We start from the raw sequence: 26,186 nt of genomic DNA on the forward strand, positions 1-26,186 counted from the left end.
GCCGCTTGTGCGTAAGCCGAGGCCAAACAAAGGAGCATCAGCATGACGTCGTCCGATTCACTTCGTTATACGAAGATTCCAACCCATGGGTCCGGTGCGATTCCCGCCGTGGGATTTGGCACGCTCATTCCGGATCCGCTCGTGACCAAGCAGGCCACCAAGGCTGCACTGGAGGCGGGATTTCGACATCTCGATTGTGCCGAGCGCTACCGTAACGAGGCGGCGGTTGGCGATGCGTTGCAGGAGGCGTTCAAGGCGGGGAATCTTCGGCGGCAGGACCTGTTCGTGACGACGAAGCTATGGAACACCAATCACCGGCCGGAACGGGTCAAGGCCGCCTTCGACGCCAGCCGCCGGCGGCTGCAACTCGACGATATCGACTGCTACATCATCCATACGCCGTTTGCCTTTCAACCCGGCGACGAGCAAGACCCGAGAGACGAGCGCGGTCAGGTCATCTATGATTCAGGCGTGACGTTGGCGGAGACATGGGGAGCGCTGGAGCGCCTTGTCGACGAGGGCCACTGCAAGTCGATAGGCCTGTCGGATATCACCCTGGAGAAGCTGCGCGAGATCGTTGCGGTTGCGCGGATCAGGCCAGCCATGGTGCAAGTCGAATCGCATCCGTATCTGCCCGAATGGGAGCTGCTCGACTTCTGTCGCGAGCATGGGATCGTGCTCCAGGCGTTTGCAGCGCTGGGACACGCCATGAAGCCGAACCTCCTGGCCGACCCGGTGATCACCACCATCGCGGAGCGCCTCGACAAGACACCGGCTCAGATTGCTCTGGCCTGGGCTGTCCAGCGCGGCACCGCTTTCCTGACGACTTCGACCAATCCCCGGCGTATCCGGGAAAACTTCGATATTTCGACGCTGCCTGAAGACGCCATGCGGGAGATACGGGCCGAGATCACGACAAACGTCAGGTTCAACACGGTGGTCGAAACCGGCGTGCCCGGATTTATTCCCCGAGCGGGATGACGCGAGCAGTGCGGAGCCGCGTTCTGCGACCGGGGGCGCGGCGTGGGGCTTGGGTCGAACCCTTGGATCGTGGACGCCCTGGTCAGGACCGCAGTTGTGCGATGAGGCCCTGGGCGATCCGCATGTCGGCGATACCCGACCCCTCGGTCATCGCGGCGCAGGCCTTCTCCAGAACCGCAAGCGCCTCTGCGCGCTGGTCGCGTCCGATCCTGAGTTGCGCGATGCTGATGGCGCATCGCAACTGCCAGAAGTCGGCGCCCTGCTGCGCCGCCAGATCCATCGCCTCGTGAAAGCAGGCGTCGGCGGCTTCCGACTGGGGTGTCTCTCTCAGCATCAGCTCACCCTTGATGCGGAGCAGCTCCGGCAGATACCAGCGTTCCTGCCTGTCGTTGCAACGCGCCAACGCGTTCTCGATCGTGTCGAAGCCGTTGTGGATCTGGTTGGCCTGTCCGAAACACGCCGCCAGCTCGCCGAGCAGGGGAAGAAAGCGCGGCAGGAAGCGCGCATCGCCGGCGCGATTGAGCTCGTCGCGCAGCAGCGGCAGGCTTGCTTCGACATTCGTGCGCCTGGCGATGACCAGGGCATTGAAAGCGCGCGCCCACAAACCCCAGATTCTTATGGCGTGGCGATCGGTATGTTCGAGCAACTCGGCTCCGTAGCGCTCGGCAGCATCGTAGTCCCCGGCCAGAAAGGCGATCGGGCAGGCGGACTGTCCGAGCACACTGCAGAACGTCAGCGCGTGACCATTGGCCCGGCCTTCATGGATGTTCTGCTCCGCGAGTGCCAGGGCCTGATCCGCATGGCCCTGCAGCCACAAGATTCGGGCACGGAAATACTGCGTCGATAGCCTGACATCGAGCGGAAAGATCTTTGGCTTTTCGGCCAGCACATGCAGGGAGGCATTCACCCGGTCGATGCGAATCCGGGCGCCGTTCTGGTCGCCGAGATAATGCAGCGCCACGGCGGTCAACCGGTCGGCCAGCATGAGATCGGTCTTGTCGGGTGAACTCGCGGCCGCCTCGGCGAAGCGATCGGCCAGCACGCGCGCCTTGCCGAATGCACCGTTGTTGAACTGGTCGATGCACAGGCCCCAGAGCGCCCGCAGCCGGAAATCCTTGTCGTCGAGCCTGTCCGCCAGCTCTAACGTGGCCTCGAGGATCGGGCGTGCCTCGCGCGCGCGTCCTTCGCCGTACATCAGCGACCAGCCGAGCGCCGCCAGGAGCTGCATGCGCACTCGCTCGTCGCCGTGGTCTCCCAGCGCGGCGAGTGCGGTTCTGGCGCGCTCGCGACACTCCGAGAACAGCGATAGGCGAATCCAGAGCGTGACCGCGACCGCCGTCAGCGCGATGCCGAGCTGCGCATCGCCATCCGGCGAAAAGGCCCAGTCCAGCGCGGCGCGCAGATTGTCCAGCTCCGCGCCGTAGACGCCAAGCCAGTCCGACAGCGGCGCGGATGTTTCGGCCTCAGCCCGCTCGAACAGGTCGCGAAAGTATTCGGCGTGGCGCTGCGCAATCCGCTTTGCTTCGCCGGCCTCGTTCAGCTTGCCGAGCGCGTAGGTGCGCGTGGTATCGAGCAGGCGATAACGCAGTGTTCGCGCGCCGGACGGTGCAATCAGCGATTTCGTGACGAGATTGTCGATCGCCTCCATGGTCGCCGTTGCACTGAGCCCGTCGCCCGACGCGACGGCGGCAGCCGCCTCCGGCGTGAACGGGCCGACGAACACCGACAATCTTCGCAAGATTGCGCTCTCGGATGCGGGAAGAAGGTCGTAGCTCCAGTCGAGCGCGGCGCTGAGCGTCTGGTGTCGCGGAATGGCCGTGCGGCGGCCGCGCCATTGCAGCGAAAACCGGCTGTCGAGCAGGGACGCCGTGCCGGCGATACCATAGGCATTGACGCGCCCCGCCGCGAGCTCGATCGCGAGCGCGATGCCGTCAAGGCGGCGGCAGATGTCTGCCACCAACGGTGCTTCTTCCGCGCTGAGCTGAAATGGTCCGGAGCTCTGTGCGATACGTTCGATGAAGAGCTGGGCTGCCGGATAGGCGAGGATGTCGGCCACGGCGAGATCGTCGCGCCGGGGCGGGCAGTCGAGCGGAAACAGTCGAAAGATCCGTTCGCCTTCGCTGCGAAAGGATTCGCGGCTGGTGGCGAGCACATGCAGTCGCGGTGCCTCGCGAACCAGACGTTCGACCAGCGGCGCGAGGGTCTCCAACACGTGCTCGCAGCTGTCGAAGATCAACAGCGTCGGTTTCGCCTGCAGATGCGTCAGCAGCGCCGGGACCGGATCCTCCGCATTGATGGACAGCCCGAGTGTCGATGCGATGGTGATGGCGGCGAGTTCGGGCCTTCTCACCGGTCCGAAGTCGACGAAGAAGACGTTGCCGTCAAAATGGGCCAGCCTGCGATGGCCCACGGTCACGGCCACCGCGGTCTTGCCGATGCCGCCGGGGCCGACGACGGTGACGAAACGATGCAGTGCCAGCCCGGTCGAAATCTTCTCGATGACGTCGTCGCGCCCGATCACCCGTGCGAGCGGCGCGGGAAGCGAGCGGGGCAGGGAGACATCAATCGGGGCAGCAGGAAGAGCGGGAGCGACCTGGGCGAGCGATGCGACGAAGCAATAGCCGCGCCCGGGGACGTTGACGACATAACGGGCGGATTTGCCGGTATCGCCGAGGGCCTTGCGCAGCGCTGCGATGTGGAAGCGGAGGCTGCCGTCGTCGACATTCACGTCGGCCCAGACGCGTTTGACCAGCTCGCGCTTGTCGACGACTTCGCCGGGGCGCTCGGCCAGGAAGATCAGGATGTCGAGCGCGCGGCCTCCGACGTGAAGATGCGCGCCGTCCTTCTCCAGGAGTCGGGACTTCGGAAACAGTCGAAATGGCCCAAAAGAAATGGCCGAGTCATGGTTGTTATCGTCTGGCACGCACTATAGCCCCCTCGGCAGGGAGTCAAATATGTTTGACTTTGTCTATCAGAACGAAGCGTACAGTAAACTGGACGAAAGCAGCGGGTATGGCTTCAGGTCCGTGCGATGCCGCTTCGACCCACTCTGTTCGTTTGAAATATCGCTTTAAGATGAATGGCTTAGGCTGGTGGATGAGGTCGGCTCATCTGTTCAGCTGTCAGCTCTACGCAGGGGACCATGCCGAAAAACGGATGGGGACTCTCACTTTGCCCACAAGCCTTGGTTGCCCCGCCGTTTGCGGTGCCATTGACGATGGCGGCGTCCTGCTGCGAATGGTTTCTTGGGAGCCGGTCCCGCCACTGATCAAAGATATTTTCGGAATAGGACATGCCCTCCCTCTCGCGGCGAGACTTCGTCAATGCGGCCGCGTTTGCCGCGACGGTCGCCGGATTTCCACGTTGTGGAAACGCGGTTGATTATCCCTCCAGGCCGATCCGGCTGGTGATCCCGTATGCGGCTGGCGGCCCAGGCGATCAGATCGGACGTCCCTGGGTCGAGCGAATGTCATCGCAGCTCGGTCCGAGTTTTGTCGAGAATATCAGCGGTGCAGGCGGCGCCATCGGGACGGCAGCGGTCGCACGCGAGAAGCCCGACGGCTATTCGCTTCTGCTGGGAAATGGCAGTACGCAGGTCATCGTCCCGCTGACGACGCCAAATCCCGCCTACGCCGTTGACGATTTCCGCGCCATCTATCGCTTGATCAACAGTGCGCTGGTATTCGCTGTCAGCCCCTCGCTGCCGGCAGCCAATCTGCAAGACCTGATTGCGTACGCGAAGGCCAACCCCGGCAAGCTGTCCTATGGGACGCCCGGTATCGGCACCGGCAATCACCTCGTCGGCGAATTGTTCAAGCAGCAGGCAGGCGGACTTGACATCGTCCATGTTCCCTATCGAGGGAGCTCGCAAGCGACCAATGACGTCGTCGCCGGTCAGATATCTCTCGTTGTTGCCGTCATGTCGGTTCAATTGCAGCAACTCGGCCGTGCCGGCAGAATACGGCTGCTGGCGGTCACGACCGAACGGCGCTTGAGCGGCGCGCCCGACATTCCGACCGCAATTGAATCCGGCATGCCGGATCTCAGCTATGAGGGCTGGTTCGGCCTGTTCGCGCACAAGATGACGGACGATGCGATCATCGACCGGATCGCGCAGGCGACACGGGCAGCGATGTCCGATCCCGGATTGCAAGAATCGTATCGCTCTCAGGGCATGGAACCGGATAGCGATTCCAGCCCGGACAAGTTTCAGCGAATTGTCGATGCCACCACGGCAAGCCTTGCTCCCGTGATCAAGACGATCGGGCTCAAATCGCAGTAACCCGACGCTGTGTCTTAGCAATCCAGAGTGCTTCTGGTGAGGGCTTCAGGATTGCTTCGTCGCCAGGCTGATCGCAATGACGATGTGGCGACAGCGAACTTCTCGTACCTCGGGATGAAGGAGCTGTCAGGGTCGTTATCGCGAGCCCGGCTCAGAACCGCTTCGCTATCTCGGCAAGGCGGCGGTGGGCGGTGTCGCGGGCGGCGCGGATCGGCTCGGCCGGGCCCGCCGTCGGGCCGATCGGCACAAAGCGCACGTCGCTGACGCCGATGAAGCGGAGTGCCTCGCGCAAGTACGGCGTCGCCATGTCGATGCGGCCGCGGTTCATGCCGGTGGCGAAGTCGCTGCCAGAGGCGAGAATGACGATGGTCGGTCGATCCTTGAGGAGCGGAAGATAGCCCTGCGCCGGATCGAAGCGGAACGTCAGGCCTGGCTGGATGACGATGTCGAACCATTGCTTCAGCTTGTAGGGGATGCCGAAATTCCACATCGGCGTCGAGATCAGCACGCGCTCGGCCAGCGAGAAGCGCAGCGCCATCCGCTCGGCTTCCGCAAAACTGTCCCGCTGCGCGTCGGTGAAGGCCTCCGCTTTCATCCGTGCATATTTAGCCTCGACGATGGGGCCTGCAAATTCCGGCATGCGCTCGTGCCAGAGATCGACGACGTCGATGTCCCAATCGGGGCGGGCCTGTTGAAAGCGGTCAAGGAACAGTCGCGCACCGGCGCTCGACTCGGAATCGGCACGCGGGGAGCAGCAGAGGTGCAAGAGCTTTGCCACCGCTCATCCCAGCGCTCTGATGACGGCGTCCGCGCGGGTGACGACGGCGACGTTCTGCATGGCAAAATTGATCGAGGCCGAGTGCCAGTCGGCATTCATGGTCGAGCAGCAGTCTTCCGGCACGATCATGAAATAGCCCTTGTCGGCTCCGGTGCGTGCGGTGTGCTCGACCGACATGTTGGTCCAGGCGCCGGTGTTGATGATCATATCGCGGCCGGTGGCTTTCAGGATCGTCTCCAGCCGCGTGCCTTCCCAGGCGCTCATCCGCATCTTCTCGACGACGAAATCGCCGGGCCGCGGCTCGAGGCCCGACACGGGCGCTACCCCCCAACTGCCACGCACCATCGCCTTGCTGTCGACGAGACCCTCGAACAGTGGTGCGTTCAGCGTCACGCCCGGCGCTCCGGGCTCGACCACGAACCAGACATGGATGATGGTGACGCCGCGCGCGCGCGCCGTTTCCGCCAGGCGACGGACGTTCTCGACGACGTGCTGCTGCTTGGCATGACCGGGCGCGCCGGATTCGGCGAACGCGCCGCCATCCATGATGACGTCGTTCTGGAGGTCCTGGATGATCATGGCGCAGCGGTTCGGATCGAGGCGTAACTCGCCGTCGGCCAGGATCGGCGCCGCAGCTGCAGGGCCGGCGCTCGCGGCGCCGCTACCGCTGCGCTTGCCGCTCATATAGGGTTCGTGGCGCGGTCCGGCCTTGGTCGGGATGGCGTAGACCGAATGCGTCGAGGTCAAATAGAGCGTGCGGAAATCCGGTCCGCCCCAGGCGAGGTTGGCGACGAGCTCGGGCACGCGAACCTTTCCGAGCAGCTCGCCGCGCGGCGAATAGACCCAGACGCCGCCGGGTGCGGTGACCCAGACATTGCCGTGCTGGTCGCATTTCATGCCGTCGGGCAGGCCGGGCTCCAATTCGGAGCGGATGCCGCTTGCGAACACCCGCGCGTTCGACAGCGTGCCATCGGCATTGACGTCGAACACGCGGATCAGCGCCTGCACGGTGTCGTTGACATAGAGCAGTTTCTCGTCGGGCGAGAAGCACAGTCCGTTCGGCTGGTCGAACAGATTGCGGTCGACCACGAGCGTCGGCTCGCTGCCGGGCACGACGCGATAGACGCCCTGGAAGCCGAGCTGGCGCTGCCGCTCGACGCCATAGACCGGCATGCGGCCATACCAGGGATCCGAAAAATAGATTGCGCCTGATGAGTGCACGCAGACATCGTTGGGGCTGTTGAGCTCCTGTCCCCCAAAGTGCGAGGCCAGCACCTCGCGCCGTCCGTCCGGGCGTTCGCGGATCAGCGATGAGGTCGCGTGCTCGCAGACGATCAGATTGAGCTCGGCGTCGTAGGTCATGCCGTTGCATTTGTTCGACGGACGCTTGATCTCGGTGACGCCGCGCCGTGCATCCCAGCGCCGGCGCACGTCGCCCGGCATGTCCGAGAACAGGAGGTAGTGATCGACCGGATGCCAGATCGGCCCTTCCGTGAAATCAAAGCCTGTTCCGACCTGCGCAACGGGTGCGTAGGGATCGATCAGCGTTTCGAATTCGGAGCGCAAGGTGACGTGGGTCATCGGTCGGGTCCTTCGATCACATCAGGCGGGGAACCAGTTGCGCGCGGGCAGGGACTGCACGACCGGGCCCGGGACCTGATCGTGGAGCCGGCCGACGACGTTGCCGCCTTCGATCTTGGCGGGGCGGTCATGCACCGGCAGCAGATAGCGCGAATTGCTGAGGAGCTTTTTGATCGACGCTTTCTCGGCGCGCTTGCTGGTGCCGTGATTGCCAGTGGTGCGCGGCTCCGCGTCGTGGATCTCGTTGAAAGGCGTGACGATCTGGTCGTTGAAATCGTAGATCACATCACCGCAGATGGTGGCAATGCCGTCGGCTGTCTCGACAATGATGTTCATCGAGCCCTCGGTGTGGGCGTTGGCCGCGTCGCAATAGACGCCGGGCATGAGCTCGACGGGGCCGGTGATCTCCAGGTCGAGAAAGCGCAGCGCGCTCTTGGTGTGCAGGCGGTCGATCAGATGCTTGATGTCGGGCGCGGGATATTGCGGATGCATCAGGCCGGAGACGGAATATTCGAGCTCCTTGCGGTTGACGACGACCGTTGTGTTCATCGGGAAGAGGTCGTCCTTTCCGGCGTGGTCGATGTGCAGATGCGTGTGACAGACGAACCGCACGTCGCCCATACGCACGCCGTGGCGGGCAAGCTGGTTCTCGATCATGTGCTCGTGGTACTGCAAGCCGCGCATGCCCAGCGTCTCCATGATCTGGTTGGAGCGATAGCCGGTGTCGACCACGACCGGATATTTGCCGCCGAGGATCAGAAAGCCCAGCGTGAGGACGCGGCGGGTGCGACCGCAGTCGCGACCGAGCACCAGGAAGCTCGATTCCAGCTCGATATCGCCGTAGTCCAGGATCTTGATCTCCAGCGCCATTCGTTTCCCTCCCTGTTCTCTTTTTATCCGTCAAAGCCGATAGACGCGCGTTGCGGTGCCTCTGAAGATCGCATCCCGTTGCTCGGGGTTCAGCCGTGCTGTTGCGGCACGAAATGCGTCGACGAGCTCGCGATAGCTGGTCCACAATTTCTCGATCGGGAAATTGGAGCCGAACAGGCAGCGCTCGGCACCGAAGATCGCGACGGTGTCGGCGACCACGGCGGCGATATGCGCGGGGTCGTTGCGATGAATGAACGTGCCGAGCCCTGAGAGCTTCGAGACCACGTTCGGGCAGGTCGCGAGCCGGGCCATGCCGGCGCGCCAGGCGGCGCGTCCTGCCGGCGACGGGTCTTCGAGCATGCCGGCATGCTGAAGGATGAAAGTCACCTTGGGGCAGGAGTCCGCGAGTTCTGCGGCGTCCGGCATCTGCGGCGTGAACACCTGCAGGTCGAAGCTCCAGCCGTAATCGGCGAGCCGCGCGACATTGCGCCGGACCATGGGATCGATGCAGAGATCGGGTTTGGCGGCGAAGCGATAGAGCGGGTTCTCGTGCCAGTGCAGCTGCATCCGCACCCCGCGCACCAGCGGATAGCGCTTCAGGCGGTCTAACTGCGGGCGGACGTCGTCCACGGCGAAATTGGCGTAGGCGACGATCGCGTGCGGCCAGCCGTGCTTGTCGGCGGTCTGCTGCACCCAGGCGGCTTCGTCTTCGAAACGGTCGTTGGCCCAATTGGTCTGGACGTAGACCGAGCGGGTGACGCCGCTACCCCTGAGGTCGTCGAGATATTCCTCGATCGGATAGTCGCGCCGAATGGCTTCGTAAGGTCCAAAGATGCGGGGCTGCATCGGGCCGACCAGCCAGGGCAGGTCGGCCTGCCGCCAGATATGATGATGGCCGTCGACAATCTCGGTCACGCAACTCTCCTTCGTCCCAATGCCAGTACATGCGCGACGATCGACGCGCTCGATCCGCCGTCGACGAGATCGTCGACGAAGCGCTCGATGGCGATGAGCGCTTCGGTCTGCGGGCGAAAGCCCGGGCCGGCCGCGAGGGGCGTCAGCCAGCTCACGCGCCAGGCTCGCCGCGACAGCCTTGCGACCGCGTCGCGCAACGCGTCCGGCTCGCCGCGCTCCAGTCCGTCCGAGACGACGACCACGGCCGCCCCGCGCGCGTACCCGCCGAAGCGGGGGACAGCGAGGAAGGCCTGCAGCGCATCGCCGATACGTGTACCGCCGTCCCAGTCGCTGACGAGATGGGCTGCCGCACTCAGCGCCTGCTCGCGTCGCTTCAGCCGCAGCGCACGGGTGACGCGGGTCAGCCGCGTGCCGAAGGTGAAGACCTCGACGTTCGGCGCCGCCTGCATCAGCGCATGGGCCAGCTTCATGTTGTCTTCAGTCCGGCTCTTCATCGAGCCGGAAACGTCGATCAGCAGCAGGAGCTTTCGCGGACGATGGCGACGCTTCATATGGCCGAGCCGCAAAATCTCGCCGTCGCTGCGGACAGAGTCGCGCAAGGTGCGGCGAAGATCGGCAAAGGGACCGCGGCGGGCCCGCATGCGGCGATGGCCACGCCGCCGCGGTAGCCGCCGGGGAGCCTCACGCGACAGGCGGCGAAGTGCATCTGTGGTGGAAAGCTGCGCAAAGCGGCGCTCAACCAGCGCCTCGGCGCGGGTCGCGGTGAGGCCGGATTCATTGGCGTCGTCGGAGAACAGCGGCTCCTCGTCGCCGCGGCCTTCCTCCTGCAGGCGGACGGTCTCGTCGTCCTCGCCATCGTCAGCGCGCTCCAGCGCTTCGCTGCCGCGGAAGTGGAGATCGAACAGGCGATCAAAACTCGCGCGACGTTCGGGCGGCGGGGCGAGGGTGGCCAGTGCCGCATGCCTGATATCCCGGAGGTCGCGCGGGCCGAGCAGTTCGACCGCGGTGAGGAATGTGGTGGTTTGCTCCGGGGCGACGGCAAAGCCGTTGGCGCGCAACAACGCAACGAAGGAGACGAAGATGCGCGCGGCGCGCGGAAGCTCTGGCCCGGTGCTCATGCGGTTGCCTCCGCGAGCATGGCGTCGAGCCTGGGCGAGATGAAGTGCAGATCCTCCTCATCCTTGAGTGCCACGCCGATCGAGCGCTTGAACGCGTCGGGCCAGCGCGCGCCGCCCTTGTGCAGGAGCGTTGCGGCCTCGGCCCAGTCGACGGCCTCGGCGATGCCGGGCGCCTTGCTGAGCGGCTCGCGACGGAGCTTGCCGACGGCTGCGACGACGGCGCGGGCGGTGGCCTCTGCAACGCTGGAGGCCCGCAGCATGATGATGCGCGCCTCGCGCTCTTCGGTGGGATAGTCGATCCAGTGATAGACACAGCGGCGGCGCAAGGCTTCATGCAGATCGCGCGTGCGGTTCGACGTCAGCACGACGACGGGGCGTTCGGCGGCGCGGACCGTGCCACGCTCGGGGATCGAAATCTGGAAGTCGGACAGGAATTCGAGCAGGAAGGCTTCGAACTCCTGGTCGGCGCGGTCGATCTCGTCGATCAACAGCACCGTTGAGTCGGGCGCGCGCAGCGCCGCCAGCATAGGACGCTCGATCAGGAACGTCTCGCCATAGATATCGATGCTCTCGTCGCCGGCCTGGCGGATTGCCAGCATCTGGCGCGGGTAGTTCCATTCGTAGAGCGCGGCGGAGGCGTCGATACCCTCGTAGCATTGCAGGCGGATCAATCGGCGGCCGAGCACGGCGGCGATGGCTTTTGCCGCTTCCGTCTTGCCGACACCCGGCGCGCCCTCCAGCAGCAGCGGCTTGCCGAGCGCGAGGCCGAGATAGGCTGACGTCGCGAGGCCCTCGTCGGCGAGGTAATAGGCCGCACGCAACGCTCTCTCGAGTGCTTCCGGGCTGTCGATGCCGACGATGTTGCTGCGGACCGCCATCAACCGAAACCTCTAGCGCCGCGCCTGCGGCCGCGCGCCGCCCTGGGCTTTGATCGCGCGCAGCACTTTTTCCGGCGTAATCGGCAGATCGTCGATACGCACGCCGACCGCGTTGAAGATCGCGTTGGCAACCGCCGGCAGCACGGGGTTGGCGCACATCTCGCCGGGACCCTTGGCTCCGAATGGCCCATCAGGCGCGGGGCGCTCCAGCACGGCGATATCGTGCGGGCAGATATCGCCGGGGCCGGGCATCAGATATTCGACGAAATCGCGCGGGCCGTGCACGGGCTCGGGATAGTAAGGTTCGGGCGTTTCGTAGAGTGCATGGCTGACACCCATCCAGGCACCGCCGACCAGCTGTTGCTCGACCAGGCGTGGATTGAGGGCACGGCCGAGCTCGTAAGCGGAATCCATCCGCACCATCGCGACCTCGCCGGTCTCGTCATCGACATCGACCTCGGCGACGAGGCAGGCGTGGGCGTAGCAGGTTGCGGGCGACATCTCGCCCGTCTCCGGATTCACTTCGGAGAGCGGCACCAGGAAGATGCCGCGGCCGGAGATGGTCTTGCCCTGCTTGAACTGCGCCGCGATCGCGACATCCTTGGTCGAGATCGAGCGATGCGGCGCGCCCTTGACGTGGATGTTGCCGCGTCCGTCGGTTTCGAGATCGGCGGCGTTGACTTCCAGTTCCTCGGCGGCGGCTTCCATCATCACGCCGCGGGCCTCGCGGGCCGCCGCCATCACCGCGTTGCCGACGCGATGCGTCCCGCGTGAGGCGAACGAGCCCATGCAATGTGGGCCGGTGTCGGAATCCGCGGTGTCGACATAGACATCCTCGACCGGCACGCCCAGCGTCTCCGCGCAGATCTGCCGCGTCACCGATTTCATGCCCTGGCCGAGATCGATAGACGACAGCGCCACCGTGAACTTGCCGCTCGGGTTGGAATGCACCAGCGCCTGGCTGGGGTCGCCGCCAAGATTCATGCCGATGGGATAATTGATCGACGCGATGCCGCGTCCGCGGTGCCGGGCCATCTAGCGCCTCCTGGTGCCAAAGACGGAGGAGAAACGGGTCGCGCCATGCGACGGCGCAGTCGGCCGCGGCGCGGGCGGCGGAGGAGCCGGTGGTGGCGGCTCTCGCGGCGGTTCGCGCGTAACGGTCGGCGGCAACCGATCGTAGCTGGTGCGCTGCTGCGCCGGGGCGGTAGGCCGTGCGCGCGACGAATCCGTGGGGGTCGGCGGGATGACGGCGCGGCTACCGCCGCCGTCCTTGCGCGAGGAGGCCCGCTTGAATTCCTCGCGGAGCGGCCATTTTGCTTTCTCGGCCGCGACCTGGACGCATTCGATCAACGCGGTGTTCTTGGCCTCGCGCCGGTGCGCCTTCATGTCGCCGTCGCGATAGGCGTTGAGGATCCGGAACTCCATCGGATCCATGTTGATGATGTGAGCCAGCTTGTCCATCTGGCACTCGATGGCAAAGTCCATCGCGGTCACGCCGAAACCGCGCATGGCGGTTGCAGGCGTGCGGTTGGTGAAGACGCAATAGACGTCGCCATAGACGTTCGGAATGGTGTAGGGGCCCGGCAGATGCGCGGCGCATTTCACCGCGGCGTAGCTCGATAGCCGCGTATAGGCGCCGCTGTCGAAATAGGCGCGGATCTTGCGCGCGACGATGCGGCCGTCACGCATTGCGCCATCCTTGATGTAGATGCGTTCGGCGCCGCGTGGCGGCCCATATTGCATCTCCTCCTCGCGTCCGAACACGTAGCGCACGGGCCGCCCGGTCAGCATCGCACCAAGAATCGCGAGCGGCTCGGTCAGCGTATCGACCTTGCCGCCAAAACCGCCGCCAACGGTGCCGCCGATGAAGTGGAAGGTGTTGGACGGCACGTCCAGGATCTTTGCGCAGGTGTCGACCGAGAAGAACAGCGCCTGCGTAGAGGTGTAGACGACATAACGGCCGTTGGTATCCGGGGCCGCGATCGCGCCATTGGTCTCGGTCGGTGCATGCTCGATCGGCGACATCTGGTAGCGCTGCTCGAGCACGTGGTCGGCGGTCGCCAGCGCCGCGTCGGCGTCGCCGAAGCGCAGCCGCTGGTGGTCGTAGGTCTCGTGATAGGTGAAGGTGTTCTTGGGATAGGTCTCGTTGACCACGGGCGCACCGGGCTTCAGCGCGTCCTCGACGTCGAACACGGCCGCGAGCGGTTCGTAATCGACCTTGACCTTGGCGATCGCTTCAAAGGCCTCGCGCTCGCTGTCGGCAACGATAGCGACGATCGGCTCGCCCTTGTAACGGACCTTGTCGACGGCAAGCGACGGCTCGTCGTCCTTGCCGAAATTGATCAGGCTCAAAAGCGTGTTGAGGTTCACCGGCACGTCGGCGCCGCGGATGATCCGGCGCACGCCGGACGAGCGCTCGGCCTCGGCCGTGTCGATGCGACGAATCCTCGCATGCGCCTGCGTCGAGCGGACGACCTTCAGATGCAGCATGCCCTGCAGCTTGTGGTCGTTGAAATAGCTGGACGTGCCCGTGACGTGACCGAGCATGTCCTGACGTTGCGTGCCTTTGCCGATCTCCTTCAGATTGTCGTCGCGCTCGTCGGCGAAGATGTCCTTGCGAAGTTCCAGCATGGTCGCGTTCCCTTAGGCGCTGACCCGGCCGCCGGCGGCGGCGAGGATGGCATTGATGATCGGCTCGTAGCCGGTGCAACGGCAGATGTTGCCGGAGATGGCTTCAATGACCTCGTCGCGGCTCGGCGAGGGATTGCGATCGAGCAGGGCCTTCGCGGCCATCAGCATGCCCGGCGTGCAATAGCCGCACTGAGCGGCAAATTGGTCGGCAAAGGCGCGCTGCAGCGGATGCAGGTTCGGGCCCTGCTTCATGCCGTCGAGCGTCTCGACGGAGCGGCCGGCGACGGTCTCCGCCAGCGTCAGGCAGGAGAGGTGAAGCTCGCCGTCGATCAGCACGCTGCAGGTGCCGCAGCCGCCCTGGCCGCAGCCGAATTTCGGCGTCATGTCGCCGATCAGCTCGCGCAGCGCGACCAAGAGATTGGTGCCGCCGTCGACGAAGATCGCGACGTCGCGGCCGTTGTGTCGGAATTGCAGGGGAATTTTGGACATGACCGCTTATTCCTGTCCCGACAGCAGGCGGCGTAGGTGGACGCCGACGATCTCGCGGCGATACCAGGCGCTGCCGAGCGCGTTGTCGGATGGCGATGTTCCCTCGGTGGCGGCGGATGCGGCCGCCGCAATGGTCGCGGCGTCCAGCGAGCGGCCCTCCAGTGCCCGCTCGGCGGCGCGGGCGCGGATCTGGGTCGCTGCCATCGAGCCCAATGCGATCCGCGCGCCCGCGATCCGGCCGCCGCTGATCGGTAGATGCGCAGCCAGCGTGATGACCGAGCCGCCCTTTGGTTTGATGCGGGCAATCTTGCGATAGCGGAATGCCTCGCTGCTTGCCGGCCGGGTGCAGGAGACCGACAAGACCAATGTTCCGGCCTGCCGCTCGCGCGCCTGCAAGAATTCCTCGATCGGGATATCCCGCGAGCCGAAGCCGCCCGCGACGGCCACGGTGGCATCGAGTGCCAGCAACGCGACGGTGAAATCGCCATAGGGATTTGGCGCGAAGAGATTGCCGCCGACGGTGCCCATGTTGCGCACGGCAGGGCCGCCGATCGAACGGGCGGGGGCATGGAGGAAGCCGAGGTCGCGTTCGGCAAGGACGCGTGCGAAGGTGACGCCTGCGCCGAGCGTGATGCGCGGGCCGGAAGCATCGATCCGGGTCAGCGCCTGGTCCTGGGCGCGGACGACCGTCGAGATCGACACATCGCCCTCGTTCAGCGCCCGCATTACCAGCGTGCCGCCGCCGAGATAGCGCGCGGTGCGGTCAGAGGACAGCGCGCCGGCCGCTTCGCTGGCACTGGCGAAAGTCTTGACTGTCACGGCCATCTAGGCGGCCTCCTTCAGATGCCGGCGGATCGCCTCGAACCCGGCCTGATAAATGTCTTCCGCGACCATGTGGGTGATGCGGTCGCGGTCTTCGGGCTTTGTGGTGAAGCGCGACTCCCAGTGCCAGAAGGTGCGGTCGCCGTCGGTGACCGGCAGCAGGCGGACATGCGCGACGTAGTTGAACATCGGGATCGGCGTATCGAGCAGGCAATAGCTGAAGCTTTGCTCGAGGTCGGACAGCGCCAGCAATTGTTCCCGCAGCTCGGCGCCGTCCTTCAGCTTGAACCGCCTGATACAGCCGATCTTGTCGGAGGCGTGCGCGCGCTCGATCGAGGACGTCGCGACCGCCGGATGCCAGCGGTCGTGCCCGTTGAAATCGCGCAACATGGCCCACGCCGTATCGGTCGGCGCGTCCAGGATCGTGCTTTTGACGATATGCGGCACGGATCAACCTCCGAACACGCGCTTCAGCGCGTCAAACCCGCCCTGGAACACGCCGCCGCCGATGTTGCCGACGAGCTCGGTCTCGCGCTCCGGCGCGCAGTCGAACTCGGCGGTCCATTCCACAAAGGTCTGGTCGCCGTCGGTGACGGGCGTCAGTCGCAGGGTCGCGACATAGTTCTCGACGCCCATCGGGGATTCCAGGATCGAGTAGGTGCAGAACATGTCGTAGTCGGACAGGCCCAACAGCTTTTCGCGGATGCGGTCGCCGTTACGCAGACGGAAATCCCTGACACAACCGATCTTGTCGGAGGGCTCGCCGCCTTCAATGCGGCTCTCCGCAATCGCGGGATGCCAGTTGGGGAGGCCGTTGAAATCACGCACACGCGCCCAGACGCGATCGTTGCGCGCATTGACGACGGTGGAGACGTAGACGCGGGGCATGGATTTTGACCTCAGCTCTTCTTCCGCGGACCGCGCTCGGCCGACGGCTCGCCGCCGCCCTCAGCTGCTGGCGGTGACGCCGCCGGCTTGTCGCCACCACCGCCGCCCTTGCGAGCGGCCTCCTTGATGCCCTGCATGTCACGCGCTTCGCGGATCAGGCCCGGCATTTTGGCGAGATTTCCGCCCTCGACGCCGATGTCGGCTAGGAGGGAGTCGATTAGTGGCGCCTGCACACGGTAGCGCAGCGCCGAGTCGATCACCTCGTCGGTGGCGCTGCGGCCGCCATTGCCCCCGCCGCCGTTGCCGTTGAGGCCGTCGACCTGGAGGATGCGGATGCCCTCGATCTTCTCCATCGGCTTGACGCTCTCCCGCACGATGCCCTCGATGCGGTCGAGCAGTTTTCGGCGGAACAGCGAGTAGCGCGCCTGATCGGTGAGCACGTTCTCGGCCTCGTTGAGCATCCGCTGCGCCTCGGCCTCGACAGCCGCGCGGATACGTTCGGCCTCGGCGGCAATTCGCGTCTCCTCGGCCTGTTTCTCGGCGATCATGACTTCGACCGTCCTGCGACGCTTTGCGATCTCGCTCTCGCGCGCCGTGATGACGCGCTCGGTCGCTTCGGTGGCCCGCATCCGCGCCTCCTCAGCCATCGCCTTGGCGGCGGACTCTTCGAGCGACTTCTGATGGATCGCGATTGCCTTCTCCATCAGGACCGTCTCGACCTCCTTCTCACGATTGACCTCGAGCTTGCGCAGCTCGCGCTCGCGGCCGATTCGGGCCTCGTCGAGGCCGCGGTCGGAGGCGATGCGTGCGCGCTCGACCTCCTCGCGGGAGGCGATCTCGGCCTCCTGGAGCGACTGGACCCGGGCGACCTCGAGCTGCTCGATCGCGCGGCGGCGTTCCAGGCGGGCGGCTTCCAGCGCCTGCTCGCGGGAGACGTCGGTGGTCTCGACCTCCTTGCGGGCGACGATCTCGGCCTGCCGGACCTGGCGGTCGGCATCGATCCGCTCGGACTTTTTGGCGGAGAGGGCGATGACGCGATCTTCGTCGGCGATCTCGATCGCCTTCTTCTGCTCGATATTGAGCACCTCGCGCTTCTTGGAGGAGTTGATGCGCTCGGCTTCGAGAGCGAGATCGACGGTAATGCGCTGGCGCTCGATGGCGTCGCGCCGCTTCAGCTCGGCGGCCTCCAGCACGCCCGTGCGCTCGATTTCGAGCGAACGGGTGTCGCGCTCGGCCTGGATGCGCTCGGCGGCGACGGTCTTCTCCTGCGCGATACGGGCTGCCTCGATCGCCTCGCGCGAGGCGATGTCGGCCTCCTCGACGGCGCGGTTACGAGCGATCTCCAGGGAGCGGACACGTTCCTCCTGCGCGATGCGGGAGGCCTCGGTGGTCTCGCGCGCTGCAATGCCGGCAACTTCGAGGCTCTGGTTGCGCTCGATTTCGAGCTGCCGCGTGTTTTGCTCGGCGGCGATGCGCTCGGCGGCGAGCGTCCGTTCGCGGGCGATGCGGGCAGCCTCCACGGCGCGCTGCGCCTCGATCTCGGCTTCCTGGATGGTGCGCACCTGCTGGATCTCCAGTGCGCGGGTACGTTCATCCGAGGAGATGCGCTCGACATTGACGATCAGCGTCTGGGCGATACGCGCCTTCTCGGTGGCCTCGCGGGCCGCGATCTCGGCCTCGTCGACAGCGCGGGTGCGCTCGATCTCGCGGCGGCGGGTTTCCTCTTCATTGGCGATGCGGGCGTCGGTGACGACGCGGTCCTGCTGGATCCGGGCCTTCTCGATCGCCTCGCGTGCCGCGATTTCGGCTTCTTCGACGGTACGCATCCGCTCGATCTCATGCTGGCGGACCTCGCGTTCCGACGCGATGCGTGTCGTGTCGATCGAGCGCTGGTTGGCGATCCGGGTCTTCTCGATATCCTCGCGGGCGAGCAGTTCCTTCTCTTCGATGGTGCGGGTGCGCTCGATCTCCTTCTGGCGTGTCTCGCGCTCGGAAGCGATACGGGCCTCGGCAATCGCCTGATCGTTGGCGATCCGGGAGCGTTCGATCGCCTCGCGCGCCGAGATCTGGGCCTGCTCGGCCTCGGTTTCGCGCAGCGCTCGTTCGCGGGCCACTTCGGTGCGTTGAAGCGCGCGGCGCATTTCGATATCGCGTTCCTGCTCCAGCCGCGCGGTCTCGCTCTCGCGCTCGATCTCGAGCGCCTGACGCTCTGCCTCCAGATTGCGGGTGCGGATCCTGATCATCGAGTCCTGCTCGATGTCGTTACGCAGCTTGCGCCTGGCCTCGATGTCCTCCATCAGCCGGGTCAAGCCTTCGGCGTCGAAGCGGTTCGAGGGATTGAAGAATTCGAGGTCGGTCTGGTCGAGATCGGTGATGGCGACGGATTCGAGTTCGAGGCCGTTCTGAGCGAGGGCTTCGGCGGCATTGGTCTTGACGCGCGTGACATAGTCGCCGCGGCGTTCGTGCATCTCTTCGAGGGTCATTTCGGATGCGACCGACCGGATCGCGGAAATGAACTTGCCGGCCAGTAGCGCGTGGAGCTGTTCCGGCTCCATGGTGCGGCGGCCGAGCGTCGCGGCGGCGATCGAGACGGCTTCGCGGGTGGCCTGAACCCGGACGTAGAAGTCGGCCTCGATGTCGACGCGCATGCGGTCGCGGGTGATCACGGCGTCCTGCCGCGAACGCACGATGCCCATCGGCAGCACGTTCATGTTCACAGGCGTGTAGTCGTGGATGAAGGGCAGCACGAAGGCGCCGCCATTGATCACCACGCGCTCGCCGAGGAAGCCGGTTCGGACGAACGACACCTCCTTGGAGGAGCGGTGGTAGAGCCAGTTGACGATGTAGACGCCAACCACGATCACGATGATCGCAACAATCAGCCAGAGGATGAGCTCGCCGACCAGAATCCCTGACATGTTTCCCTCCCTCGATCTTGCAGACGTTATCGCGCGCCGATCGCCTTGAATTTGCGTACCTGTTCCGTCAAAGCCCGCTCCACTGGCAGCCGCTCCATCGAGGACGCCCCGTAGAAGCCGTGGCAGTAGCGGGTGTTCTTCATGATGAAATCGGCATCCGCCGGATCCGCGATGGGGCCGCCGTGGGCGAGCACGAGGATGTCGGGATTGACGCTGAGTGCCGCCGAGGCCCAGGTGTCGATTCGCGCCGGGCAATCCTTGAGCTTGGGCGCGGTCTGCGCGCCGATCGTGCCGCCGGTGGTGAGCCCGAGATGGCAGACGATGATGTCGGCCCCGGCGATCGCCATCGCGGCGGCTTCCTTCTCGCTGAAGACGTAGGGTGTCGTCAGCAGATCCTTCTCGCGCGCCTTGGCGATCATGTCGATCTCCAGCGCGTAGGACATGCCGGTTTCCTCGAGGTTCGCGCGGAACACGCCGTCGATCAGGCCGACGGTCGGAAAGTTCTGCACGCCGGCGAAGCCGAGCGACTTGAGCTGGTCGAGGAACACATCCATGTCGCGGAATGGATCGGTGCCGTTGACGCCGGCGAGCACCGGCGTCTTGCTGACGACGGGCAACACTTCACCGGCCATCTCAAGCACGATGGCGTTAGCGTCGCCATAGGGCATGAGGCCTGCGAGCGAGCCGCGACCCGCCATGCGATAGCGGCCGGAATTGTAGATCACGATGAGATCGACGCCGCCGGCTTCCTCGCATTTGGCCGACAGGCCGGTACCGGCACCGCCGCCGACGATCGGCTCGCCGCGCTTCGCCATCTCACGAAACCGTTTCAACAGGGTCGCGCGTTCAAACCGGGCCATCGGTCACCTCGCTAGTCTCCGGCGCGCCCCGGCGCGTCCGAACAATGTTCGGAACGCAGCTGTGATGGTCGAGGCGAACTCGGGATCGTTGATGTTCTGCTTGACGCGGATCAGTTGGCGGTTGCCTGTCGAACGTACCGTGCGCTCCAGCGCGCGGAACAGGGCGGCGTCGGCCTCTGGGTCCCAAAACGGCTGGCTGCGGGCATCGAGCGCGGAGACGCCGCCCTCGGGCAGGAAGAAGCGCACGGGTCCGTCCATCTGGTTGAGCCGTTCGCCGATCCAGCGGCCCATGCGCTCATTCTCCTCCACTGTCGTCCGCATCAAGGTCACCTGCGGATTGTGGACGTGGAATTTGCGGCCGCGATAGCGCTCGGGGACGGTGTCGTGGGCGCCGAAATTGACCATGTCGAGGGCGCCGACCGAGCCGACATAGGGCAGGCGCGTGCGAATGACGGCACCGAAGCGGTCCTCCGTCGCGGGAAATACGCCGCCCATCAGGAGGTCACAGATCTCGGTGGTCGTGAGATCGATGACGCCGGCGATCTGGCCGGAGTCGACCAGCTTCTCCATCGAACGGCCGCCGACGCCGGTGGCGTGGAAGACGAGGCATTCAAAGTCGTCGCGCAGATCGGCTGCGATCTTCTGCACAGCCGGCGTGGTGACGCCGAACATGGTGATTCCGACTGACGGCAGTCCGGCGCTCGCCGCTCGCTCCTTGGCCTCGCGCTGATCGAGCCGGGCCTTGACCATGCCGGTGATCGCATTGGCGCCATTCGACAGCACCGCGCGCGAGATCGAATTGAGGCCCTGCACGTCGGTGACCGAGTACATCATGGTGATGTCGGCAGGGCCGACATAGGGCGCGACGTCGCCGGAGGCGACCGAGGAGATGATCAGTTTTGGCACGCCGACGGGGAGGGTGCGCATGCCCGGCGCGACCAGTGATGCTGCACCCGAGCCGCCGGCGGAAATCACGCCGGCAACATTGCCCTGCCGCTTGATCCAGTTGGCGAACGCGTCGGCCATTGCGGTGACTGCAGCACCGCGGTCCGGGCCGAACACGGCCGAGCCGCCGCGGCCGTGGTTCAGCGCGATTTCCTGCGCGGAGACATCGCAGGTTGCGTGCTTGCCGCTGGTGGAGACGTCGACGAGACGTGTGCGCAGGCCGCTTTCGGTAATGATGTCGCGGATGAAGCGCAACTCCGTGCCTTTGGTGTCGATCGTGCCGACGACCAACACGACCGGCGGTCCGGAGGTTTGCGCCGTCACCGGCTCGCGCTTGCGCCGTGCGGTTTCGTCGAGGCGCGCGACCTGCGTCGAGAGCGTACGTGCAGCGGCCTCGATGCGTCCGATCGGGACCGGCTGCGACCACCGTGTCGGCGGTGTCGGATTGGAGATGTAGATCCGGATCGGTCCGCCGGTACGCGTCGGTTGCGGGAGCGGCTTCATTTCACCGCCGGCGGTGGACCCATCGATGTCGGGTTCGAGCTCGGCGTGGAGCCCGACGCCGAGCAGGCGCTGCTGCAGTTCGCGATCGGCGGACAGCCGGCCAGAGTCGATGATGCGGTTGATGCGGCCGTTGACCATGATCGCGACATTGCGCGAGACCGCGGTGGCGACGCCGATGTTCTGCTCGATTACGAGCACGGACATGTCGCCGTCCTCGCCGAGCTGCAGCAGCATTTCCTCGACCTGGGCGACGATGACGGGCGCAAGCCCTTCGGTCGGCTCGTCCATGATCAACAATTGCGGATTGGTCAGCAGCGCACGCGAGATTGCGAGCATCTGCTGCTCGCCTCCGGAAAGCTGGCCGCCGCCATGGTCCTTGCGCTCGGCGAGCCGCGGAAACGTGTCGTAGATGCGCTCGACGGTCCAGGCGCCGGAGCGTATGCCCCCGGCGAGCCGCAGATGTTCGTCGACGCTCAGCGAGCGCCACAGCCGGCGTCCTTGCGGCACATAGCCGACGCCGAGCCGCGCGATATGCGCGGGTGGCCGCCGTGTGATGTCCTCGCCCCGGACGCGGATCGAGCCGCCGCTGACCGGCACCAGGCCCATGATCGCCTTGCACAGCGTGGTCTTGCCCATGCCGTTGCGGCCGACGACCGAGAAGACGCCGGTGTCGAGCGAGAAGTCGACGCCTTGCAGCGCGTGTGAATGGCCGTAGTAGACGTCGAGGCCCCGGACCTCGAGCGCTGAGGCGGAGCGGCGGACCTCATTCATGGCCGCCTCCGAGATAAAGCTCCTGCACCTCGGGGTCGGACTGGATCTCCTCCGGCACGCCTTCCTTGAAGATGCGGCCGTTGTGCATCATCGTGACGCTCTCGACGACGCGTAGCGCCACATCCATGTCGTGCTCGATGATGATGTAGCCGATATGCGCCGGCAGCGAGGTCAGGATCTCGACCAGCTCGGCCCGCTCAGTCGGTGAGAGACCCGCGGCAGGCTCGTCGAACAGCACGAAGCGCGGCGCGCCGGCGAGCGCCAGCGCGATCTCGAGCTGGCGCTGCTGGCCATGTGCGAGCTCGGCGACGCGCTGATCCTTCACCGCGGCGAGGTGCACGGCCTGCACGAGACCGTCGGCCGCGTGCATCAGCGCATCGTTCTGGCCGGGACGCAGGAACGAGAACCGTCCGCGCGAGACGCCACGGCAGGCGAGGTAGACATTGTCCTGCACCGTGAGGCCGGGGAACAGCGCGGAGATCTGATAAGTCCGCCGCAACCCGCGGCGGATACGTTCATAGGGCGGGAAGTGCGTCACGTCCTCGCCGAAGAAGCGGATCGTGCCCGATGTCGGCGGAAAGTCGCCGGTGATGCAGTTGAACAGCGTGGTCTTGCCGGCGCCGTTGGAGCCGAGCACGGCGCGCCGCTCGCCGGGCCGCACGGTGATGGTGACGTCGGTCAGCGCCGCCAGCGCGCCGAACAGCCGGGTGACACCGCGGAGCTCGAGGGCGGCACCGGCGCCGACGGCGGAGAGGCGCTGGGCGACGCTATCCATGGCCGCGCCCTCCGCCCGGGCGATCTGACGAGGGACGTTGGCTCTGGCGCCAGCGTTGCCACAGGCCGATCACGCCATCTGACGACCAGAACACGATGGCGAGGAAGCCAAGTCCGATCAGCAGCCGGAAACGGTTGCCGTCGAGTCCGATCTTGACCAGGAAATCCAGCGCGAATGTGCGCAGGAGCACGAACACCAGTGCACCGATGTAGGGGCCGACCGGCCGGGTGATGCCGCCGACGACGGCAATGATGAGGATATCGATGCAGGCGCCGACACTGACCGAGCCGGGCGAGATCTGGCGATAATTCCAGACCTGGAGCACGCCCGCGAGCCCGGCGATGAAGGACGCGACCGCATAAGCGGCGACGCGGTGGGCATTGACGTTGAAGCCGAGCGCGGCCATGCGGCGCGGATTGTCGCGCACGCCCTGGAGCGCGAGCCCGAACGGCGCCCGGGAGATGTAGTCGACCGCAAAATAGCAGAGCGCGGCGACTGCAAGCACGATGTAATAGAAGGGGATGTCGGCGCGCCAGTTGACGCCCCAGAAGCGCGGCGTCCCGACGTTGTTGATGCCGGTGTGGCCGTTGAAGATCGCCCAGTTCTGGTTGGTGAAATAGTAGAAGGCTGCACCGATCGCGAGCGTGATCATGATGGTGTAGATGCCCTCGGTGCGTACCGCGAGTGCGCCGCCGAGCGTGCCGAAGATGGTTGCGAGTGTCAGCGCCATCGGTACCGCCAGCCACCACGGCCAGCCCAGGCTGATATTGGCGTTGTCGCTGGTGCCGAACACCGCGACCATGTAGGCGCAGAAGCCTGCGATGGTGAGCTGCATCAGGCTGACCATGCCGCCATAGCCGGCCAGGAACATCAAGCTGAGCGCGATGGTGCCGAGGATCAGCGTCGTCGCAAAGATCTCGATCAGGAAGAAACCGTTGGCGATCAGCGGCATGATCAGGAGGATGACCGCCACGATCCAGGCCGCGGGGTTGTTGACGTCGGGCCAGCCGCGTACAGCCGGCCGCTGCGCCGTCGTGGCGGGCTTGTGAATCTGGACGCGGGCATCGTGGGTGACGGACATGTCAGCGCCTCGCGAGCAGGCCCTGCGGCCGAAGCGCCAGCACCAGCACCATGATCAGGAACGTCACGACGATGGCATAGGTCGGGATGTAGACCGAGCCGAGTTGCTCGGCGAGGCCGATGATCAGCGCGCCGAGCGCGGCACCTGGTATCGAGCCCATGCCGCCGACGATCACGACCACGAGGGATGCGAGCAGGAAACGGATGTCCTCACCCGGGGAGAGTGACTGGAAGGTGCCGCCCACGACGCCTGCGATGCCGGCAAGCCCGGCGCCGAGCGCGAAGACCAGCACGAAGACGATTTGGATGCGCACGCCAGTCGCGGCAAGGATGTCACGATCGTCGACACCGGCGCGGATGATCATGCCGATCCGGGTGCGGTTGAGCGCGAGCCACATCGCGATGCCGATGATCACGGAAGCCAGGAAGATCACGAGCCGCACCAGCGGATAACGCAGATAGACCGGTTCGCCCGAGGATTTCACCGCGGTGATCAGTGGCAGCTCGATGGGGCCGATCAGCCAGTTCGGGGTCTGGATCTGATAGAAGTCGCCGCCGCAGGCCCACAGCATCAGATCGGCGAACACGATCGAAAGCCCGATCGTCACCATGGTCTGGCGCAAATCCTGGCCCTCCATGCGGCGGAACACCAGGACCTGAAGCAGGACGCCGACCAGCGCCGTCAGGATGAAGGCAACGATGAAGGATAGGATCCAGGAGCCGGTCGAGGCGCTGATGGCGTAGCCGACATAGCCGCCGAACAGATAGAGCGAGCCGTGCGCGAGGTTGACATTGCGCATCAGGCCGAAGATCAGCGTGAAGCCGCTGGCGACGAGGAAATAGAGACCACCGAGCGTGATGCCGTTGAAGACCGCGTTGAGGAACACGCGCTTGCGGCCGATCGCCTCTTCGAGCCCCGGGGGCCATACGGCGAAGATCAGCCACAGCGCGACTGCGACGGCGATGATGACAATCAGCGCCCATGCAGGATGGCGTTCGACAAAGCGGGTCATGATCGCCGCTCCATCGTTACGTCCCTCCAACCCTCTGCATTCAAGCGAGGTGAGGGGGCACGCAGACCGTTGCCGGCCGCAAGCCCTGCCATGAACATGCGCTCCCTATCGACCGCGATCCTCTTGTCGGGATCGCGTTCTGCACATCCTAATGGGACGCACGGGAGCGCATTTGATCGTGAGTATCTTTTCGCGCGTTCGTCAGCCGCGCAAAACCTTGGCCGCGCGGCGATAATCGGTCGGCGCCATCCCGACATTGGCGGCGAAGAAACGGGTGAACCCGCTCTGCGAGGAGAAGCCGAGATCGAAGCCGATATCGGCGATCGGTGCTTCGCTCGCCACCAGCGCCTCCAGCGCCTGCTCCATCATCAGCGTGTTGAGATAGAGGTGAGGGGTAACGCCTGTCTGGGTGCGAAACAGCCGGTAGAAATGCGGTCGCGACAGGCCGGATTCGCGCGCGATGGTATCGAGCTCGATCTCGGCGCCGGGGCTCTCCGACATCATCTTGATGCACTTGCGAACGCGAAAATCGGTGATGGAGCCATTCGCGCGTGGATCCCGCGTGAGCTCGGCCTGCTGCCAGCTTTCGTCGTAGCAGATGTCGATCAGGCTTCTCAGCTCGCCATCGAGGCTATTTAGCGAGGGTGCGCCGCACACAAGGGCAGCTGCGTGCCGGATATGCTTGTCCAGCGCGACCGATCGCGCGAACTGGGTGCGTCCGAAGCGCAGGCGGTCGGCGCCGGGCGCATCGGGCGCGAACCACTCCGCATTGACATAGAGCACGAAGAAGACCGCGCCGCCGTCGAGATCAGACGGGAGGAAATTATGCGGCTCCCACGGATTGACCGCGACGACGGAGCCTTCGGTGAGCTCGTAACGTCCATCGTTGACATCGATACATGCGGGACGGCCCCCGACATGGAAGATCAAATGACCTTCGCGATGTGCGTGGATGTTGAAGGGGCGGTTCAACTGATAGACCGTCGCCCGGCCGAAGCGGCCGTGGAAGACGGCGAGCGCCCGGCTCATGCCTTCTCTCCCGGAAGCTTTTGTCTTTTTTGATAGCGTTCAACAACCGGGGAGAGAA

Annotated in this window: 22 protein-coding genes; 2 read left to right on the plus strand and 20 right to left on the minus strand. The window is 65.3% G+C overall.

Translation table 11 applies throughout. From position 1 onward, the window contains the following. Positions 1-42: 42 nt before the first annotated feature. Positions 43-981, plus strand: a complete 939-nt coding sequence (locus NLM32_RS18745) for an aldo/keto reductase (RefSeq protein WP_254130394.1) — start codon at positions 43-45, stop codon at positions 979-981. A gap of 82 nt (positions 982-1,063) precedes the next feature. On the opposite strand, the gene NLM32_RS18750 is transcribed toward NLM32_RS18745, so the two are convergent. Beyond that, a complete protein-coding gene (locus tag NLM32_RS18750; RefSeq protein ID WP_254130395.1) occupies positions 1,064-3,904 on the minus strand; it encodes a winged helix-turn-helix domain-containing protein in 2,841 nt (946 codons plus the stop codon). 369 nt (positions 3,905-4,273) lie between these two features. Here NLM32_RS18750 and NLM32_RS18755 point away from each other — a divergent pair, with 369 nt between their 5' ends. Next, complete coding sequence (locus NLM32_RS18755) at positions 4,274-5,263, plus strand: tripartite tricarboxylate transporter substrate binding protein (RefSeq protein WP_254130396.1); 990 nt, start codon at positions 4,274-4,276, stop codon at positions 5,261-5,263. A gap of 151 nt (positions 5,264-5,414) precedes the next feature. Here NLM32_RS18755 and NLM32_RS18760 read toward each other — a convergent pair whose 3' ends face one another. From NLM32_RS18760 to NLM32_RS18850, 19 genes are all read right to left on the minus strand, one after another. Beyond that, the gene (locus NLM32_RS18760) at positions 5,415-6,041 is read right to left on the minus strand and encodes an NAD(P)H-dependent oxidoreductase (protein WP_254130397.1); all 627 of its coding nucleotides are present in this window, start codon (positions 6,039-6,041) and stop codon (positions 5,415-5,417) included. A 3-nt stretch (positions 6,042-6,044) separates the two neighbouring features. Further along, positions 6,045-7,622, minus strand: coding sequence for an isochorismatase family protein (locus tag NLM32_RS18765; protein ID WP_254130398.1), 1,578 nt, complete (start codon positions 7,620-7,622; stop codon positions 6,045-6,047). A 21-nt stretch (positions 7,623-7,643) separates the two neighbouring features. Continuing rightward, positions 7,644-8,492, minus strand: a complete 849-nt coding sequence (locus NLM32_RS18770) for an N-acyl homoserine lactonase family protein (protein ID WP_254130399.1) — start codon at positions 8,490-8,492, stop codon at positions 7,644-7,646. 30 nt (positions 8,493-8,522) lie between these two features. Beyond that, complete coding sequence (locus NLM32_RS18775) at positions 8,523-9,407, minus strand: amidohydrolase (RefSeq protein WP_254130400.1); 885 nt, start codon at positions 9,405-9,407, stop codon at positions 8,523-8,525. Then, positions 9,404-10,525 (minus strand): VWA domain-containing protein, encoded by a 1,122-nt coding sequence (locus NLM32_RS18780; protein WP_254130401.1) that lies wholly within the window; start codon positions 10,523-10,525, stop codon positions 9,404-9,406. The genes NLM32_RS18775 and NLM32_RS18780 overlap by 4 nt, the downstream gene beginning before the upstream one ends. Further along, on the minus strand, positions 10,522-11,403 hold the full coding sequence (locus NLM32_RS18785) for a MoxR family ATPase (RefSeq protein ID WP_254130402.1): 882 nt from the start codon (positions 11,401-11,403) through the stop codon (positions 10,522-10,524). The genes NLM32_RS18780 and NLM32_RS18785 overlap by 4 nt, the downstream gene beginning before the upstream one ends. 12 nt (positions 11,404-11,415) lie before the next feature. Further along, the gene (locus NLM32_RS18790; RefSeq protein WP_254130403.1) at positions 11,416-12,438 is read right to left on the minus strand and encodes a xanthine dehydrogenase family protein molybdopterin-binding subunit; all 1,023 of its coding nucleotides are present in this window, start codon (positions 12,436-12,438) and stop codon (positions 11,416-11,418) included. Next, complete coding sequence (locus NLM32_RS18795) at positions 12,439-14,034, minus strand: xanthine dehydrogenase family protein molybdopterin-binding subunit (protein ID WP_254130404.1); 1,596 nt, start codon at positions 14,032-14,034, stop codon at positions 12,439-12,441. 12 nt (positions 14,035-14,046) lie between these two features. Continuing rightward, complete coding sequence (locus NLM32_RS18800; protein ID WP_254130405.1) at positions 14,047-14,523, minus strand: (2Fe-2S)-binding protein; 477 nt, start codon at positions 14,521-14,523, stop codon at positions 14,047-14,049. A 6-nt stretch (positions 14,524-14,529) separates the two neighbouring features. Continuing rightward, a complete protein-coding gene (locus NLM32_RS18805) occupies positions 14,530-15,348 on the minus strand; it encodes a xanthine dehydrogenase family protein subunit M (RefSeq protein WP_254130406.1) in 819 nt (272 codons plus the stop codon). Continuing rightward, positions 15,349-15,792, minus strand: coding sequence for an SRPBCC family protein (locus tag NLM32_RS18810; protein ID WP_254130407.1), 444 nt, complete (start codon positions 15,790-15,792; stop codon positions 15,349-15,351). 3 nt (positions 15,793-15,795) lie between these two features. After that, a complete protein-coding gene (locus tag NLM32_RS18815) occupies positions 15,796-16,233 on the minus strand; it encodes an SRPBCC family protein (protein WP_015686997.1) in 438 nt (145 codons plus the stop codon). A gap of 11 nt (positions 16,234-16,244) precedes the next feature. Next, entirely contained in the window at positions 16,245-19,151 is a 2,907-nt protein-coding gene (locus tag NLM32_RS18820) for a flotillin family protein (protein WP_254130408.1), read from the minus strand. Between the two features lie 26 nt (positions 19,152-19,177). Next, entirely contained in the window at positions 19,178-20,011 is an 834-nt protein-coding gene (locus tag NLM32_RS18825) for a phosphoenolpyruvate hydrolase family protein (RefSeq protein ID WP_254130409.1), read from the minus strand. 3 nt (positions 20,012-20,014) lie between these two features. Further along, positions 20,015-22,231 (minus strand): ABC transporter permease, encoded by a 2,217-nt coding sequence (locus NLM32_RS18830; protein ID WP_254130410.1) that lies wholly within the window; start codon positions 22,229-22,231, stop codon positions 20,015-20,017. Further along, positions 22,224-23,006, minus strand: a complete 783-nt coding sequence (locus NLM32_RS18835) for an ABC transporter ATP-binding protein (protein ID WP_254130411.1) — start codon at positions 23,004-23,006, stop codon at positions 22,224-22,226. The genes NLM32_RS18830 and NLM32_RS18835 overlap by 8 nt, the downstream gene beginning before the upstream one ends. After that, positions 22,999-24,087, minus strand: a complete 1,089-nt coding sequence (locus NLM32_RS18840) for a branched-chain amino acid ABC transporter permease (RefSeq protein WP_254130412.1) — start codon at positions 24,085-24,087, stop codon at positions 22,999-23,001. Before NLM32_RS18840 ends, NLM32_RS18835 begins: the two co-directional genes overlap by 8 nt. A 1-nt stretch (position 24,088) precedes the next feature. Next, positions 24,089-25,099: a branched-chain amino acid ABC transporter permease gene (locus NLM32_RS18845; RefSeq protein ID WP_254130413.1), complete on the minus strand. Its 1,011-nt coding sequence runs from the start codon at positions 25,097-25,099 to the stop codon at positions 24,089-24,091. Between the two features lie 201 nt (positions 25,100-25,300). Continuing rightward, positions 25,301-26,128: an AraC family transcriptional regulator gene (locus tag NLM32_RS18850; protein WP_254130414.1), complete on the minus strand. Its 828-nt coding sequence runs from the start codon at positions 26,126-26,128 to the stop codon at positions 25,301-25,303. Positions 26,129-26,186 lie beyond the last annotated feature (58 nt).

The sequence above is a fragment of the Bradyrhizobium sp. CCGUVB14 genome (assembly GCF_024199935.1).
Lineage (GTDB): Bacteria > Pseudomonadota > Alphaproteobacteria > Rhizobiales > Xanthobacteraceae > Bradyrhizobium.